Here is a 14,173-nt window from a genome sequence, read left to right as displayed (position 1 = left end):
GATCGTGCTGGAGAAAGTGCTTTCGTCAGAGGCGGATTGAGGATTGGCCACCTTTCGTAATCTGAGCGAACTGTGCAATAAGAACGGAAGTTTCCTCAGTAGCGTTGCCTCCATGACCTCAATGCAGCAACAGCCGGTTGATCAGCGTCGTGCGATCATATGGACCGGTGAATTTCGTGACCGTGATGTCGAGGCTCGGTATACAGAAACTGCTCGGGCCGAGACGCTGAATATTGCCCGCCTCTGTGTTTTGGCGACGACCTTGGCGAGTGTTTCCTTCGCGCCGATGGACCTGATGATGATCAAGACGCCGATGCTCTATGAGTTTCTCGGCATCCGTTTCGGTCTCGTAGTCCTTTGCGTGGTAACGCTGTTTGCCCTGGCCAGGGCAAATTCGCAGCGGGAGATTGTGTTTGCAAGTTATACGCAAACCATAGTCTTCTTCTTTTTCAACGCGTTGATCTTCAATCATCCGGCTTTGACAAGACACGGCGGAGCGCTCATTCCGTTGATCGCGATCGCGCTGCCAATGTATCTGCCTGGGCGCGCTCTACCTGTCGCGCTGGCCAGCGTCTACGCCTGGACCATCAGTCTGGTGTTCTGGGGTATCCTAAGACCCGATCCCGAAAGCCTCTTGGATCTTTCCTCCATATTTCTCGTGGCGACAGTAGCTTATGTCGTCGGCAATATGGCACGCATACAGTTGAACCGCATGCGACGCGTCGAATTCCTGCATATGGAGGAGATGCGACGCATCAACCGCGAACTGATCGCTGCCAAGGAGCGGGCCGAAGCCGGGGAACGGATTAAAAGCGAGTTTCTGGCGGTGATGAGCCATGAAATCCGCACGCCGATGAATGGCATCCTTGGGATGATTAAGCTCTTGTTGGGCGAGAAACTCAGCACTTCCGTTCGTGAGCGGTTGAGCGTCGTGCGCCGTTCCGCTGAGGCTTTGCGCGCCATTCTGGATGACGTACTGGATCTCTCCAGCCTTGAACGTGGTGCTGATGTCGTTCTGCATGAACCGGTGGATCTTGGTCGCCTGACGCAGGACGTTGTGGACCTTATGACGCCGCGCGCCCGGGAGAAAAGGATCGAACTTAGGCTTGAGCAAGAAGCCCCGAGCATTGGCTGGTTCCTGGGGGATGCCGCGCGTCTGCGGCAGATTTTGTTCAATCTTGTGGGAAATGCGGTCAAGTTCACCGAAGTTGGCTATGTCATGATCAATATCCGACAAGACAAGGCAGAGCATCGAGTGCGCATTGAGGTCAGGGATAGCGGCATTGGCATTCCGCCCGAGCAAATTCCCGGCCTGTTTGAGCCGTTTGTGCAGGTCGATGCTACGATCAAGCGACGCTTTGGCGGATCGGGTTTGGGTCTTGCCATTGTGCGCCGTCTCGTCGAAACGATGCAGGGGTCTATCGCTGTGAAGAGCGAACCGGGCGTCGGTAGTTCTTTCTGCGTCAGCTTGCCGCTTCCTCCCGTTGCGCCCAGTGATATTGCGGAAAAGCCAGCGAAATTCGACGAGAAGACAAGTCCGCGATCACTGGATATTCTGATCGTTGAGGATAATCCAGTGAACCAGGCCGTTGCGTCCGGCCTTTTGACGGCCGCGGGGCATCGTTGCGAGGTTGTTGACGGCGGCCTGGCTGCTCTCGAACGCATCCAGCATCGTTCCTTCGATGTCGTCCTGATGGATCTGCAGATGCCAGGAATGGACGGCTTTGAAGCCACGCGACGAATTCGGGCGCTTGGCGGCGAAATCGGTGCACTGCCGATCATCGCGTTGACGGCCAATGCGATGCGCGAAGACATCGAGCGGTCACTCGCCGCAGGGATCGACGGGCATCTTTCCAAACCGATCGACATCGACGCTCTTTTGCGTCTTCTGGCGTCTTTACCGGAGAGAAGGAAATCGATTAGTCCTCTACGAAGAGGCGACGATGTATTGGTAGTCGGGGATCTTCCGAAGACGCTCCAATTGCGATTGCGTAGACTGGATTTGCGTTTATTCCCTGCGCGGGACTTTTTGGCTGCTCAAGCCATGCTGAAAGCCAGGTACTTCGCAGGCGTGGTTGTATTCGACGGGTCAGACGATCTGCGAGATCTCAGCCCACTTTTGCCCGCATCGGCCTCCCTCGTCGTGTTCAAGAACGAAATGCCCTTGTCAGGTGCCAAAGATCCTGAGCAAAGTCGTGTAATTTCGCTCAGCTTGAATATGTCTGATGAGGAACTTACTGCGTGCCTGCTGGGTGTCGCAGTCGACGAAAGTTCCGTCATTCTGCCCGGCGAACAAACATATTCGAACGTGAACGACCTGTTCCTGAAGCATCTCGCAGATGAGCATGACATTCTTCAGAAAGTCGACATAACTGACGTCGGATTGAGGGAGATTGCCCATCGGCTGAAGGGAAGTGCCGCGAACATGGGCGATCAGATACTTGCCGAAGCCGCAGCGCAGGCGTTGACAGCAGAACCACAGCATCACATAGAAACGTGCTCGAAATTGCGGAACGCCGTTTATTTCAGCATATCCCAAATAAACGCAGTCAGTGCCGCAGGTCAGCGGCGGAGTATCGAGTAACGTCATGAGTACAACGGTTCTTGTGGTTGAAGATGCACCAGAGAGCCTGGAGCTGATCTGCTCATTTCTCAAACAGAACGGCATGACAACCTTCGCAGCCCGCTCCCTGGCGGAGATGCGTCAACGGCTGCAGAGCCATCAGCCTGATATCATTCTTCTCGACGTGAACCTGCCGGATGGTGACGGCATTGAAGCTGCTCGCAAGCTCAGGCTCGGCTCTCTTTATGGGCTAATTTTTGTCACCGCGCGCGATTCCGATGACGATGTTCTGGCAGGTCTGGACGCTGGAGGTGATGATTATGTTACGAAGCCTATCAATCTGAAAACGCTTCATGCGCGGATTCGAAGTGTGCTCCGGCGCTCACGGGAACCAGTAATCACGTTCGACGGGTGGATCCTCGATGTCGTTCGCCGTGAGCTTTTTCGCCCAAATGGACAATTGCTGGAATTGACTGCCGGTGAGATGAACATCCTGGTCGCCCTGGCATCTAAGCCTGGTGAGGCACTTTCGCGCGACTTTCTACTTGACGTCATAGCCAATCGTGATCCGACCTCGATCAGTGGACATACCGTCGATAATCTCATCGCACGTTTGCGCAAAAAGATGCAATTGGACGGGAGAGACGCGCCAATCGCCACCATCCGCGGTGTGGGTTATGCCCTCGTCATAGGGACCAACTAGGGCAGGTCCAGTAAAAGAGAATCAGCGATTATACGTCTGGACTGTGTAAAAACAATGAGATAGAGCATAGCATGTGATTCCGTTTTCACTGGAAACTCTAAAGTATCGTTCGAATAACGAGACTCGGAGAGTTCCATCTTTTGAGGAACTGTGATTCCCCTGAGATGCAGATGAATCATGGGCAGGTTTTATTCTTTGGATACCTTTCGCCTTACAGTCCAGACTTCAACCCCATCGAGAAAGCCTTCGCCAAGCTCAAAACTGTCTTGCGCGCCAAAGCCGAGCGGACCATCGAGGGCTATGAAATACGGTCGGCCACATCGTCACCCTGTTCGAGCCGCAAGAATGCGCCAACTGCTTCAAATCCTGCGGATATGACCCCGAGTAAAGTGGACGCGCTCTAACTTCGCGGCTGTGCTGACGCGCGAGGTCTGCTGCCGTCATTTCGGAAATCGAAAACGGTTGGCGAGGTAAAAGAGAAAAAACATAACGCCGTAGTTCAGTATGCTCCCTTTCGATCGGGTCCTGATTATCTATTTCCCACTGCGTGGGCTTGTGCCACATGCTTTCTTGAAGGCGCGATGAAACGCACTCGGTTCAGAGTATCCCATATGGAATGCAAGGTCCGAAATCGTCATCTCGCATGTTTCCAGTATCTCCCGAGAAAGCTTCAATCTCATGCGACCCTTGATTGTCGAGTAATTGGTTCCCTCACTTTTAAGCTTTCGTCTCAGGATTGACGGCGATATGCCGATAATGGAAGCCAATTTATCGAACTTCGGCCAGTCTGTGGGTGAGGAGGCCTCAAGCGTGGTACGAACAAGCTCTGTAAATGTCTGATCGTGACGATACCGAATCAGAATATTCGCCGGGGCCTTCTGGAGAAATTTGGGCACATCCGTCGATCGACGTATGTTCGGCAGCGTCAAAAAAGCTTTGTCCATGTATAAGGCAGTCTTATCAGAACTATACTCTACCTTGCATCCAAAGAAAATAGAGTAATCCGCTATATCCTTGGGTGCTTCGCAGGCAAACTCGACTTTGAGGAGTGGAATCCGTTTACCGATAAGCCAGCAACAGACACCTAGAATGATCAGCCAAAATGTCCTGTAAGTGAAGGCGGATCCATTCGGTACCTCTTTAACTACCTGGAGTATGGCTTGCCCTTTTGCTACCTGAAGCCTTGCGCTGGGCTGATACAGGACAATGGATAGAAACTTCAGGCCACGCGCAAGCGCCTCTTCTAGCGTCCTGCTGGTGATCACGCAGTGACATAACAGCTCAAAGCTGCCCCGTGGCATTTGTTGGGTGCCAAGACTGAAAAACTCGTCATCGAGAACATCGGCTACCCGACGCCAAAGCTTGCCGTAACTGCTGATTGTAACGGGTTCCTGCAAACCTGCATTGATGCCGCACGACTTCAGGAGCGAGGCGGGATCTATCCCGCGATTGAGCAGGGGCTTCAGTGCCTCATCCACGAAACATGGAGCTATGAGCGAATTGCTATGTCTAGGCATGGTAAAATTTGACATCATTGTTGTTTTGTTCGGTCATTGATTGCCACAGTCGGCTCATCATTTCATCATCCTGTTTCTTTTGGAGGAGCAAATGACTGTTGATCGAACTTATGTAATCTCTGGAGCAGGTTCCGGCTTGGGTTTGGCGACTGCTAGACATCTGGCCGTGCAGGGCGCCAATCTTGTCTTGTTGGATCTTGATGGCCAGAAGTTGAGTCGCGCCGCGCAAGAGATCGGAACTCGTACAGCAACATTTGAGGCGGATGTGACATCCGAAAGTCAGGTCAAAGATGCGATTGCTGCTGCTGTGACGCAATTCGGCACCATCGACGGTCTGGTGAATTGCGCTGGAGTGGCACCAGGGGAGAAGATCATTGGTCGGTCAGGTCCTCATGATCTGGAAAGATTTACACGCACCCTGATGATCAACCTCGTTGGTAGTTTTAATCTACTCAGGCTTTGTGCGGAGGCTATGATGGGAAATGCGCCTGGTACGGATGGACAGCGAGGCGTGATCATCAATACGGCTTCGATTGCTGCATATGACGGTCAGATCGGTCAGGCAGCCTACGCCGCTTCTAAAGGTGGCGTCGCTGCGTTGACACTGCCGGCAGCGAGAGAGTTGGCGCAACACGGCATCAGGGTTGTGACTATAGCACCTGGCATTTTCGAAACGCCAATGATGGCGGGGATGCCCCAGGAGGTTCAGGATGCGCTCGGTGCATCCGTGCCATTTCCGAAGCGTCTCGGCAAGCCGGATGAATACGCGATGTTGGTCGGTCATATAATCGAAAATCCTATGCTGAATGGCGAGGTCATCCGATTGGACGGTGCTCTTCGCATGGCGCCACGGTGAGGAGGTAGATATGACGCGTGATGACTCTGTTGTAATTGCGGCTGCGGCACGAACGCCGATGGGTGCCTTCCAAGGCGGTTTGTCGACTCTTTCAGCCAGCGACCTGGGAGCGGCGGCAATTCGCGCCGCAGTAGAACGCTCAAGACTCGATCCTGAATTGGTGGATGAGGTGCTTATAGGGTGCGTCCTTTCGGCCGGGCAGGGGCAAGCACCCGCGCGGCAGGCGGCCATCAAGGCTGGGCTCCCCTTATCGGCAGGCGCCACGACAATTAATAAGATGTGTGGTTCCGGCATGAAAGCAGTCATGCTGGGTAGCGATCTGATCCGGTCGGGCAGCGCCGCGGTCGTTATCGCCGGCGGCATGGAAAGTATGAGCAATGCACCCTACCTCCTGAAGAAGGCTCGGACCGGTCTGCGCATGGGACATGGTAGTGTTCTGGACCATATGTTTTTGGATGGTCTTGAAGACGCCTACGAACACGGCCGCCTGATGGGTACTTTCGCGGAAGACTGCGCGCAGGCTCACAGCTTTTCGCGGCAGGCGCAGGACGAGTTTGCGTTATCTTCGCTAAGTCGGGCTCAGGCCGCGATCGTCAATGGATCTTTTATCGCTGAGGTCTGCCCGGTTGAGGTCGAGGTTAACCGGGCAACACGATCCGTTTCCTTTGATGAACAGCCTTCATTGGCACGACCTGATAAGATTCCGTCTCTCCGGCCTGCTTTTCGCGAGGGAGGAACGATAACGGCTGCGAATGCGTCATCGATATCGGATGGTGCGGCTGCGATTGTGCTCACGAGCAGGCGTGAAGCAGAGCGTCAGCAACTTACGCCTCTTGCGAGAATTGTGGGTCACGCCACCTATGCCGGTGCGCCTGCTGACTTTCCAACAGCCCCAATTGGCGCGATCCGCAAACTGTGTGATGCGCTCGATTGGCAACCAGGGGAAGTCGACCTGTATGAAATCAATGAAGCCTTCGCGGTGGTGACGATGGCAACAATGAGAGCCTTGGATCTTCCTCATGACAAGGTGAATATCCATGGAGGAGCGTGCGCGCTTGGTCATCCGATAGGGGCCTCCGGTGCCCGCGTTCTAGTCACACTCTTGAACGCCCTAAGGTCAAAGGGCTTGTGCAGGGGAATTGCATCGCTATGTATCGGTGGCGGCGAGGCAACGGCCATGGCGATCGAACTGATTGGTTAACGTATCATTAGAGAGCATTTCCGGTGAAAAATTTGGTCACCTGAAATGCTCTATCTCTTTGTTTTACTATGCCCCAGGTAAACTGCTGACACGCTTTTAACGCATACATCATAAGTCAAACCGCAGAGAGATCGGGATCGATCACTCAATCCATGCGCATCCTTCGCCGCGTGGATCATGGGCGGCACTCGGTGTTCGATCTGTATCGAAGAGAAGGGCACCGGCCTGTCCAAAGATCGGCGAGAATGCCGCGAGCCGCGCCAGATCATGTCCACGACCGGCAAGTTGCTCCACACATTCATCGCTCATCATGCCTTCAACTTTGAGGCTATCCCGGGCGTCAGAGAAGGTTTTGCCCAAAAGGAACCGCGGCTGCTCTAGTGCTTCCGCTGGCGTGAGCTTATCATCGAGCAAGGCGGTCAGGAGAACGGCAAGTGTTTGTGGTTGCCCATCTGCGCCTTGCGTTCCGTAGGTTAGAAAAGGTCGTCCTTGCCGCAGTGCGAGACCCGGATTGAGCGTGTAGAAAGGAAGTTTGCCGGGCGCAATACAGTTGGGATGGCCAGGTTGTGTCGAGAACGCGGCACCCCTGTTTTGCCAGAGAATACCGGTATCACCGACGACAATACCACTTCCCCAATCGAAGTAGGTGCTCTGCAGGACACTTGCGCACCGGCCCTGTTTATCTACTGCCGAGAAAAATACTGTGTCACCGTGTTGATGTTGATGCGGCCAAACCAGGGCCTGATCGAGATCGATTGTGTCGGCAGCCGCCCTCAGCCGTTCGGTCGCCAAAAGATCCTTCGGATTCCAGCTCATGCTCGCGGGATCTGAAACATGCGCTCGGTCCATGAATGCGCGTTTCACGGCCTCGACAAGAAGATGATACCGCTCTGCAGATCCCTTCGGAGCAGATGCCATACGCATATGGTTGAGAATTCCCATGATCGCCAGCGTCGTCATCCCCTGTGTCGGTGGAGGAGGGGCAACAAGGATCGTGCCTCGATAATCCAGCGTCAGAGGGGAGACGTCACGGGTACGGGTCCGAGCAAGGTCCGCTGCGGTAAGGCATGATCCGGCGGCCTTCAAACCTTCGACGATCCTTTTTGAGAGTTTGCCTTCGTAGAAACTGCGCGCACCTTCCGCCATAAGTGCGGCAAAGCTATCTGCGAGCCCTGGCTGTTTAAAAAGGCCCGTTGTGTTGCGGTGATCGAAATACTGCGAAAATCCGTGCCAGTTCGTCGTTTCCCCAGACCGGAAATCGAGCCAGAAATCCTGTGATTTGCTGGGCTCATATCCGTTGGCTGCCAAGTCCATCGCACGCTCGAGAAGAGCGGGAAGAGATCTAGTGCCAAACCAGTTTTCGCGCGAGAACGTCAGGGCATGATCCCAGCAATCGACAACGCAAGCTGTTGTCAGCATCGAGGCAGGACCACGAAGCGGGATCGGTTGATTTCGGATCGCTGATGTAGCCTCCCCTGCTTGCCCGATACCAAGAAAACAATGACTTTTCCCATGCTGATCTGCCACAAGCCAGACAGCATCACCGCCCAGTCCGCAGAAGTGGGGAGTGACCACTGTGAGAACAGATCCGATTGCGATCGCAGCCTCGATTGCGGTTCCGCCAGACTTAATGACCTCCGCTCCAGCCTCCGTGGCGAGAGGATTTGGAGAGGTTACCATCCCCGGCTGCGACTTCTCACGCGTGACGGCTACAGTCATCGCTGCCCTCAAGGTTTGCGACTGCATGACGGATCGAGGAGCCATTCGGCGCTGTCGTTCCATACATCCGTTTCGACAATCAGCCCGTCTCGCACGACAAAACGGTCCACATACCGATTGTGGTCGAAAGGTGTGCCGTCAGGCCATTCGCCATAGAGATAGCCGAGGCTGTATATGATCGTCTCACCATCAGCTGTCATGACGTCGGTCCGCAGAATTTTCTTTTTTACCCATTTATAGCGTGCTGCATTGAAATCTGTCGGCCCTGAAGTCGTTCGGAATTCGCGGTTGCCCGTGAATCTGCAGATGAACCCCGGCGCCGTGTAGGAAGCTGCTTTTTTTGGATCGGCCGCCATGGATGCAGCAAGATAGTTCTCAACACATTGAAGAGCGAGCAAAGCCTGATCGTTCATGGTTCACCTATTGTATAACGAAATCTATTATGATTGCATACATTAGATGTATGCATCGTAACAAGAGTGATAAGACTGATGAGCCAGTTCTCCTGTGATTTGATTTTGCGTGGCGCGCTCCTTGGCAAAGAGACGCCGGAAGATATTGCAATTTCGGATGGGTTCATCACAAGGATTGGCGTGGCCCTACCAGCATCAGGTGCCGTGGAGAGAAATCTTGGTGGGCGAGTGGTTCTGCCAGGATTTGTCGATTCTCATATCCATCTAGACAAGGCTTGCCTGCTCTGCAGGTGCCAGAATACCTCGGGTGCATTGAAAGGCGCCATCGCTGCCGTTTCTCAACTGAAGGCGGAATTCACGATGGATGACGTTTATGAAAGAGGACGGCGCGTCGTGGAGCAGGCAATCCTACAAGGCACAATGCATATGCGCGCCCACACCGAGGTTGATCCACGCGCCGGTCTGCGAAGCTTCAATGCGATAAAGCAACTAAAAAGCGATTATAAATCATGTTTAAATCTTCAGATCTGTGTGTTTCCGCAGGAAGGTTTGACCAACGATCCTGGAACTTCAGAGTTTCTACTTGAGGCATTGTCGAATGGTGCCGATCTTCTGGGCGGCTGCCCCTACACCGACACCGCCCCCTATGAGCAACTGCGCTGGTTGTTCAAAACTGCGCGCGACTTCGACGTTGATCTGGATCTTCATCTTGATTTCGATCTGGATCCGTCTGGCAGCTTGTTGAGTGAGGTTTGCCGGTTGACAGATAAAACTGGGTGGCACAACAGGGTTGCAGTGGGTCACGCGACAAAGTTGGCGGCGATGACCGGGCCGTCCTTCACATCATCTGTGGAGCGACTGAAGGCCAGCGGCGTGGCGGTGACGGCTTTGCCGTCGACAGATCTGTACCTCAATGGACGCGACACTGGCATTCTTCCACCACGGGGCATTGCGCCCGTCCATCTTTTGGCGGCGCAGGGCATAACGTGCTCAATCGGAACGAACAATGTGCTGAATCCATTTACACCGTTTGGGGATTGCTCCTTGTTGCGTATGGCCAACCTCTATGCAAATTGTATGCATCTCTCGCCCGATGACTTTGACGCCTGTCTGTCTCTCATCACGCATAGCGCTGCGCGGTTAATGGGTTTGTCGGATTACGGTCTGATGGTCGGCAATGCCGCAGATCTGGTTGTTCTGGATGCGACCAACCGACTGGAGGCCTTTGGCGGGATCGCGCAGCCTGTCCTGGGCTTCAAGTCAGGCCAGCAAACGTTTGAGCGACCACCAGCAAGGCTATTTCGCGAAACTGCGAAATGAACGCGCCGGGCATGCTTCAGCCCGTCGTCTGATCAAGCAGGATCATGTTCTGAATGAGGGCTGAAAGGGCCCGTAAGTCTCGAACCCGCCTGTTCCCACGCAGAAGCGGACGCATCAACCAGTCCAAAGCTCGACCACGGCGTATCCACCGTATGGCACCGCGCCAGATTCCACGCTGATCGCCAGCTTTGTAATTTGCCAAGGCTTTATTGATATCGGCAACATTCATTCTGGATGTTGCATAGCAGCTTAAAGCGAAAATCAGGAGATCTGAAACCTGCGCCATCCGCATGTTGCGGATGACTCCGAAGAGCTCAAAATCAATGAAGCAGATATTGCTTCCATCCCAGAGAATGTCTTTGAGGTTTGGACGACCGTGTGCCATCCCCGCCGCATGGAGTTGATGCAGCGCTGTTGCCGCCGCGCAAAGTGCTTGAGAGCGCTCTTCGTCAGACGTTTTAGGATCATGCAGGAGTGCAACGAGAGAGGTTCCTCCATTGCGGGTGATGAAATATCCGGTATCCGCCGCAACCAGTTGCGGCGCTGCCAAACCGCGTTCGTTGAGTGCCCGGTAGCCATCGACTTCGCGAGCAAGCGCCTGCAGTGGATCCCCTTTACGCAATCGCCAGACCAGCGATAGTTTCTCCGGACGCTTTACCCAGAAGATGTCGTCACCCAACTGAATGCTTTCGACCCGCTGAGACGGATTGCCCGCAGCGGCGAGTGCCTTCAGGCGTTCAACTGTTTCCGCTGGTATTCGCGGCATTTCTAGACCTTCTGACGCTTGTGGACGGTCGCCGACTATTTGGTACCGTGCAACATGCATGAACGGATGGGTAGCCAAATCGGGCGAGGTTAACTGTTTAGCGATCAACTGGTTACAATTCAGGCACGAATGCACCATGCGCAACAGGAATGCAAGTTGGGTCGATTTTACGCTGATGATCTGCACCAACGCGCATTGAGCAATTTGATGCAATTCATTTTAAATTTTGGTGCGATAGCAGCTTGCTCACGAAATATCAGGGATTATGCTCAATAGTCGGTCTTGCAGAAAATTTAAGCCGGGGAGGGACGAGGCGATTTTCAAGAAATATGGTTGGTCAGTGTTAGGCGTTTGCGTGGTGGCCGTTTCTGCCTGGCTGCTTTATCGAGAGGTCAGTGGCCTTTCGCTTGAAGATGTCGGAGATAGTCTTGCCGCGATCTCACCAATGCATTGGACGCTGGCAGTTCTAGGGGCCCTCGTTGCATATGCTGCACTTGCGGGTTACGATTCTCTCGCTCTCCGCTATTTGGGGCGACGTGTCAGCAGGATATTCATAACCCTAACCTCCTTTACGACATATGCATTATCGCACAATTTGGGTGCGTCGGTTCTATCTGGCTCGCTAATCAGATATCGTGCGTATTCTTCGAAAGGGCTTACTGGGCTAGAAATTGGCCAGCTGGTCGCTTTCTGCTCGTTCACCTTTGCGCTTGGAACAGTGATACTGACGGGGATCGTGCTGATCATCGATCCGACGATTGCAATTCGTTTTTTTGATCAAATGTCGCTGCAATTGGTCAGAGCCGCTGGAGTATTTCTGCTACTTCTTGTGGCTGCCTATGTGTGTGGTAGTTGGCGGCAGCTGAAGCCGTTCAAGATCGGACCGTTGAAGATCGAATATCCGAATCTGCGGATCGTGATACTTCAATTAATCATCGGTCCGCTTGAATTGCTCGGCGCTGCCGCAATCATATATTTCGCGCTCCCGCACATCGGGAACCCGGGCTATCTTACGATTCTTGGTCTGTTTCTTCTGTCTTTTTCGGCAGCGCTGATATCGAGTGCGCCGGGAGGATTGGGCGTTCTTGAATTGCTTTTTGTCAATAGCCTGCCGGAAGTCCCGGCATCGGATGTTCTGGCCGCCCTTATCGTTTTCCGCCTTCTTTACCTACTCATTCCATTTGCTGCTTCGCTGGTGATTGTTCTGCTGTTCGAACGAAACTCGCTGAAAGCGCAAAAGAAAGTGGCCTGATTATTGGGCCTTCATTTGCTGACGACACCATTGCACGGTGGGTTCGATCCCGCCGAGCGGGAACATGTGGAAACGCTCTATCCTGCTGCTCGGGTTTGCGAATTTGTAGGCCTCTAATTTTTGCGCCATTTCGGTAGGTTCATAAGGCAACAGGAGTCTGCTTAAACTGAGAGCCCGTTTTTGAAGTACCTTTACCGAGGGGCCTACGCCGCAGGCGATAGCATATTTTATGAGGGTTTGTAGCTTTGCCGGTCCGGCCAGGCCTATGTGAATTGGCAGATCGATACCAAGGGTTTCGATGCGGCTTGCCCAATCCAGCAGTGTCTGGACCTCGAACAGAAACTGGCTCGTAATGACAACACGGGCATCGGTGCGTTTTGCAAATTCGCACTTTCGTAGAAGAGCAGCGTCGACATTTTGAGTAGACCCATCCGGATCGATATCGCGGCTGCCTTCTGGATGTCCAGCCACGTGAAGCTGTCTGTACCCCAACTTGTCAAAAAGTCCTGTGTCGATTAGGTCGAAGGAGCTCAGGAGATCGCCACGCGTGGATTGTGCGCCACCGGCGAGCAGAAGCGCGTGGGTTACATCGGCTTCATTTCTGTATTGGTGAAGAAGATCCTTCAGTTCCTGCCGTCCGGTGAATGACCTGGCAGGCAAATGAGGCGTGACGGAAAATCCCTCGTTGCGCAGGCGGCGTGCAGTCTCCACCAGGCTCGGGATCGGAGTTCCATCCACATGCGCCAGAAAGATCTGAGTTCCGTCCGGTAGGAGATCGCGGAACGATGGGACTTTGGCTGCTGTGCGCGGAAGAACTTCGATGGACCAATTGTCGATCAGGCGCGGTGGCAATAGGGCACTGTCCGTAGAGTCTTGTCTGAGGTCCATAAAGATGCGTTCTCTTGATCCTGGCGGCCTTTGCCCGACGGTTACCGTTCAATGAACATAGCGGCGTGTCTGGTTGCGACATTCGCGTGAATGTCCTGGAGCTAAGCTTTCCTAGCCTATGATTGCAAATGCATTTCGCACCGTGCCATTGCCTGCCGACATTGGCCGTTGCCCGATCCACTGCACATGGCGACTGAGAATCGAGCAGGCAGTCTCGACGTTTCCCTGGCGAAGGGCGGCAAGGATCGCAGTATGGTCGTGGTCGGTCTGGGTTTCCCAATTGGACTGCCAGGCCGCGAACAGAAAGCGGGCGCTTGCGGCATGAAGATCATCGATTGTTGCAAGCAACCGCGGCATACCGCATGGTGATAAAATAGTTCTGTGGAAGAGACGGTTCGCCTCCTCCCAGCTTCGAACGTCTTTGGACAAATCGCCCGCGCGAATAGCCTCTTCCGCCGCATTCAAAAGTGTGGGCGTCAGGTGGGGCGCCGAGTGCCTCAATGCCAACACTTCAAGAGCCGCGCGCATCTCTGCTACTTCCTTGACCTGCGATAGCTGGAAGGAAGCCACCCGAACACCACGGCGCGGCTCACTTGCAGCAAGACCCTGCGCCTCGAGACGACGGAACGCTTCGCGGACAGGCACATGGCTTGCCCCGAACTCCGCTGCAATATGGTCTTGCCGCAGTTTGGCGCCAGCTGGAATCTCGCCGGCAATGATGCGTTCGGCCAGTACCTTGCTGATCCTTACCGCCAGCGTGTCTTCGATCTTCGTGCTCATGCTTGTGTGATAAGACTCTGTGATCATCTTGTCGATCTTATAAAGGGCATGTTGGGCTTTGCCTCCCCCCGCTTTCAGAATGATGACGATGAGGCCCTTTAGGCATTCTGCGAATAAATTCTAGGCGGTAGTGACGATTTAGCTATTTGAGCCAGATGGCGATGGCTGCGAGTTTGACGAATCCCATGAAGTTGG

The 14,173-nt window shown here is 53.9% G+C and carries 12 protein-coding genes and 1 pseudogene; 7 read left to right on the top strand and 6 right to left on the bottom strand.

The features are described 5' to 3' along the window. Positions 1-43 precede the first annotated feature (43 nt). From MUU53_RS16105 to MUU53_RS16095, 3 genes and pseudogenes are all read left to right on the top strand, one after another. Positions 44-2,584, top strand: a complete 2,541-nt coding sequence (locus MUU53_RS16105) for an ATP-binding protein (RefSeq protein WP_247261806.1) — start codon at positions 44-46, stop codon at positions 2,582-2,584. Continuing rightward, positions 2,553-3,266 (top strand): response regulator transcription factor, encoded by a 714-nt coding sequence (locus MUU53_RS16100; protein WP_247261805.1) that lies wholly within the window; start codon positions 2,553-2,555, stop codon positions 3,264-3,266. Before MUU53_RS16105 ends, MUU53_RS16100 begins: the two co-directional genes overlap by 32 nt. Before the next feature lie 200 nt (positions 3,267-3,466). Continuing rightward, a pseudogene (locus MUU53_RS16095) lies at positions 3,467-3,654 on the top strand (IS630 family transposase); the annotation flags it as partial. A 145-nt stretch (positions 3,655-3,799) separates the two neighbouring features. Here MUU53_RS16095 and MUU53_RS16090 read toward each other — a convergent pair. Further along, positions 3,800-4,744, bottom strand: a complete 945-nt coding sequence (locus MUU53_RS16090; RefSeq protein ID WP_247261804.1) for an AraC family transcriptional regulator — start codon at positions 4,742-4,744, stop codon at positions 3,800-3,802. 130 nt (positions 4,745-4,874) lie between these two features. On the opposite strand from MUU53_RS16090, the gene MUU53_RS16085 reads away from it, so the two are divergent. Next, complete coding sequence (locus MUU53_RS16085; RefSeq protein WP_247261803.1) at positions 4,875-5,639, top strand: 3-hydroxyacyl-CoA dehydrogenase; 765 nt, start codon at positions 4,875-4,877, stop codon at positions 5,637-5,639. A 10-nt stretch (positions 5,640-5,649) separates the two neighbouring features. Further along, complete coding sequence (locus MUU53_RS16080) at positions 5,650-6,840, top strand: acetyl-CoA C-acyltransferase (protein ID WP_247261802.1); 1,191 nt, start codon at positions 5,650-5,652, stop codon at positions 6,838-6,840. 141 nt (positions 6,841-6,981) lie between these two features. On the opposite strand, the gene MUU53_RS16075 is transcribed toward MUU53_RS16080, so the two are convergent. Together MUU53_RS16075 and MUU53_RS16070 are read right to left on the bottom strand one after the other, a co-directional pair. Then, a complete protein-coding gene (locus MUU53_RS16075) occupies positions 6,982-8,559 on the bottom strand; it encodes a gamma-glutamyltransferase family protein (protein WP_247261801.1) in 1,578 nt (525 codons plus the stop codon). Positions 8,560-8,567: 8 nt separating this feature from the next. Continuing rightward, entirely contained in the window at positions 8,568-8,972 is a 405-nt protein-coding gene (locus MUU53_RS16070; protein ID WP_247261800.1) for a nuclear transport factor 2 family protein, read from the bottom strand. A gap of 75 nt (positions 8,973-9,047) precedes the next feature. On the opposite strand from MUU53_RS16070, the gene MUU53_RS16065 reads away from it, so the two are divergent. Continuing rightward, positions 9,048-10,292, top strand: coding sequence for an amidohydrolase family protein (locus MUU53_RS16065; RefSeq protein WP_247261840.1), 1,245 nt, complete (start codon positions 9,048-9,050; stop codon positions 10,290-10,292). Positions 10,293-10,308: 16 nt separating this feature from the next. On the opposite strand, the gene MUU53_RS16060 is transcribed toward MUU53_RS16065, so the two are convergent. After that, positions 10,309-11,244, bottom strand: coding sequence for a lipopolysaccharide kinase InaA family protein (locus tag MUU53_RS16060; protein WP_247261839.1), 936 nt, complete (start codon positions 11,242-11,244; stop codon positions 10,309-10,311). A gap of 172 nt (positions 11,245-11,416) precedes the next feature. Here MUU53_RS16060 and MUU53_RS16055 point away from each other — a divergent pair, with 172 nt between their 5' ends. Continuing rightward, positions 11,417-12,310 carry a lysylphosphatidylglycerol synthase transmembrane domain-containing protein gene (locus MUU53_RS16055; protein WP_343229116.1) on the top strand — a complete coding sequence of 298 codons (894 nt, stop codon included), beginning with the start codon at positions 11,417-11,419 and terminating at the stop codon, positions 12,308-12,310. Here MUU53_RS16055 and MUU53_RS16050 read toward each other — a convergent pair whose 3' ends face one another. Beyond that, a complete protein-coding gene (locus MUU53_RS16050; protein WP_247261798.1) occupies positions 12,311-13,021 on the bottom strand; it encodes a methylenetetrahydrofolate reductase in 711 nt (236 codons plus the stop codon). Between the two features lie 288 nt (positions 13,022-13,309). Further along, complete coding sequence (locus tag MUU53_RS16045; RefSeq protein WP_247261797.1) at positions 13,310-13,978, bottom strand: GntR family transcriptional regulator; 669 nt, start codon at positions 13,976-13,978, stop codon at positions 13,310-13,312. Positions 13,979-14,173 lie beyond the last annotated feature (195 nt).

The organism is Affinirhizobium lemnae, assembly GCF_022968395.1.
GTDB classification, from domain to species: domain Bacteria; phylum Pseudomonadota; class Alphaproteobacteria; order Rhizobiales; family Rhizobiaceae; genus Neorhizobium; species Neorhizobium lemnae.
This window is presented reverse-complemented; position numbering and strand designations above follow the sequence as displayed.

Excerpts from the sequence above, each read along its gene's own strand:
- MUU53_RS16085 (WP_247261803.1), top strand. The coding sequence starts at position 4,875 with ATGACTGTTGATCGAACTTATGTAATCTCTGGAGCAGGTTCCGGCTTG.
- MUU53_RS16080 (WP_247261802.1), top strand. The coding sequence starts at position 5,650 with ATGACGCGTGATGACTCTGTTGTAATTGCGGCTGCGGCACGAACGCCG.
- MUU53_RS16075 (WP_247261801.1), bottom strand. The coding sequence starts at position 8,559 with ATGACTGTAGCCGTCACGCGTGAGAAGTCGCAGCCGGGGATGGTAACC.
- MUU53_RS16070 (WP_247261800.1), bottom strand. The coding sequence starts at position 8,972 with ATGAACGATCAGGCTTTGCTCGCTCTTCAATGTGTTGAGAACTATCTT.
- MUU53_RS16045 (WP_247261797.1), bottom strand. The coding sequence starts at position 13,978 with ATGAGCACGAAGATCGAAGACACGCTGGCGGTAAGGATCAGCAAGGTA.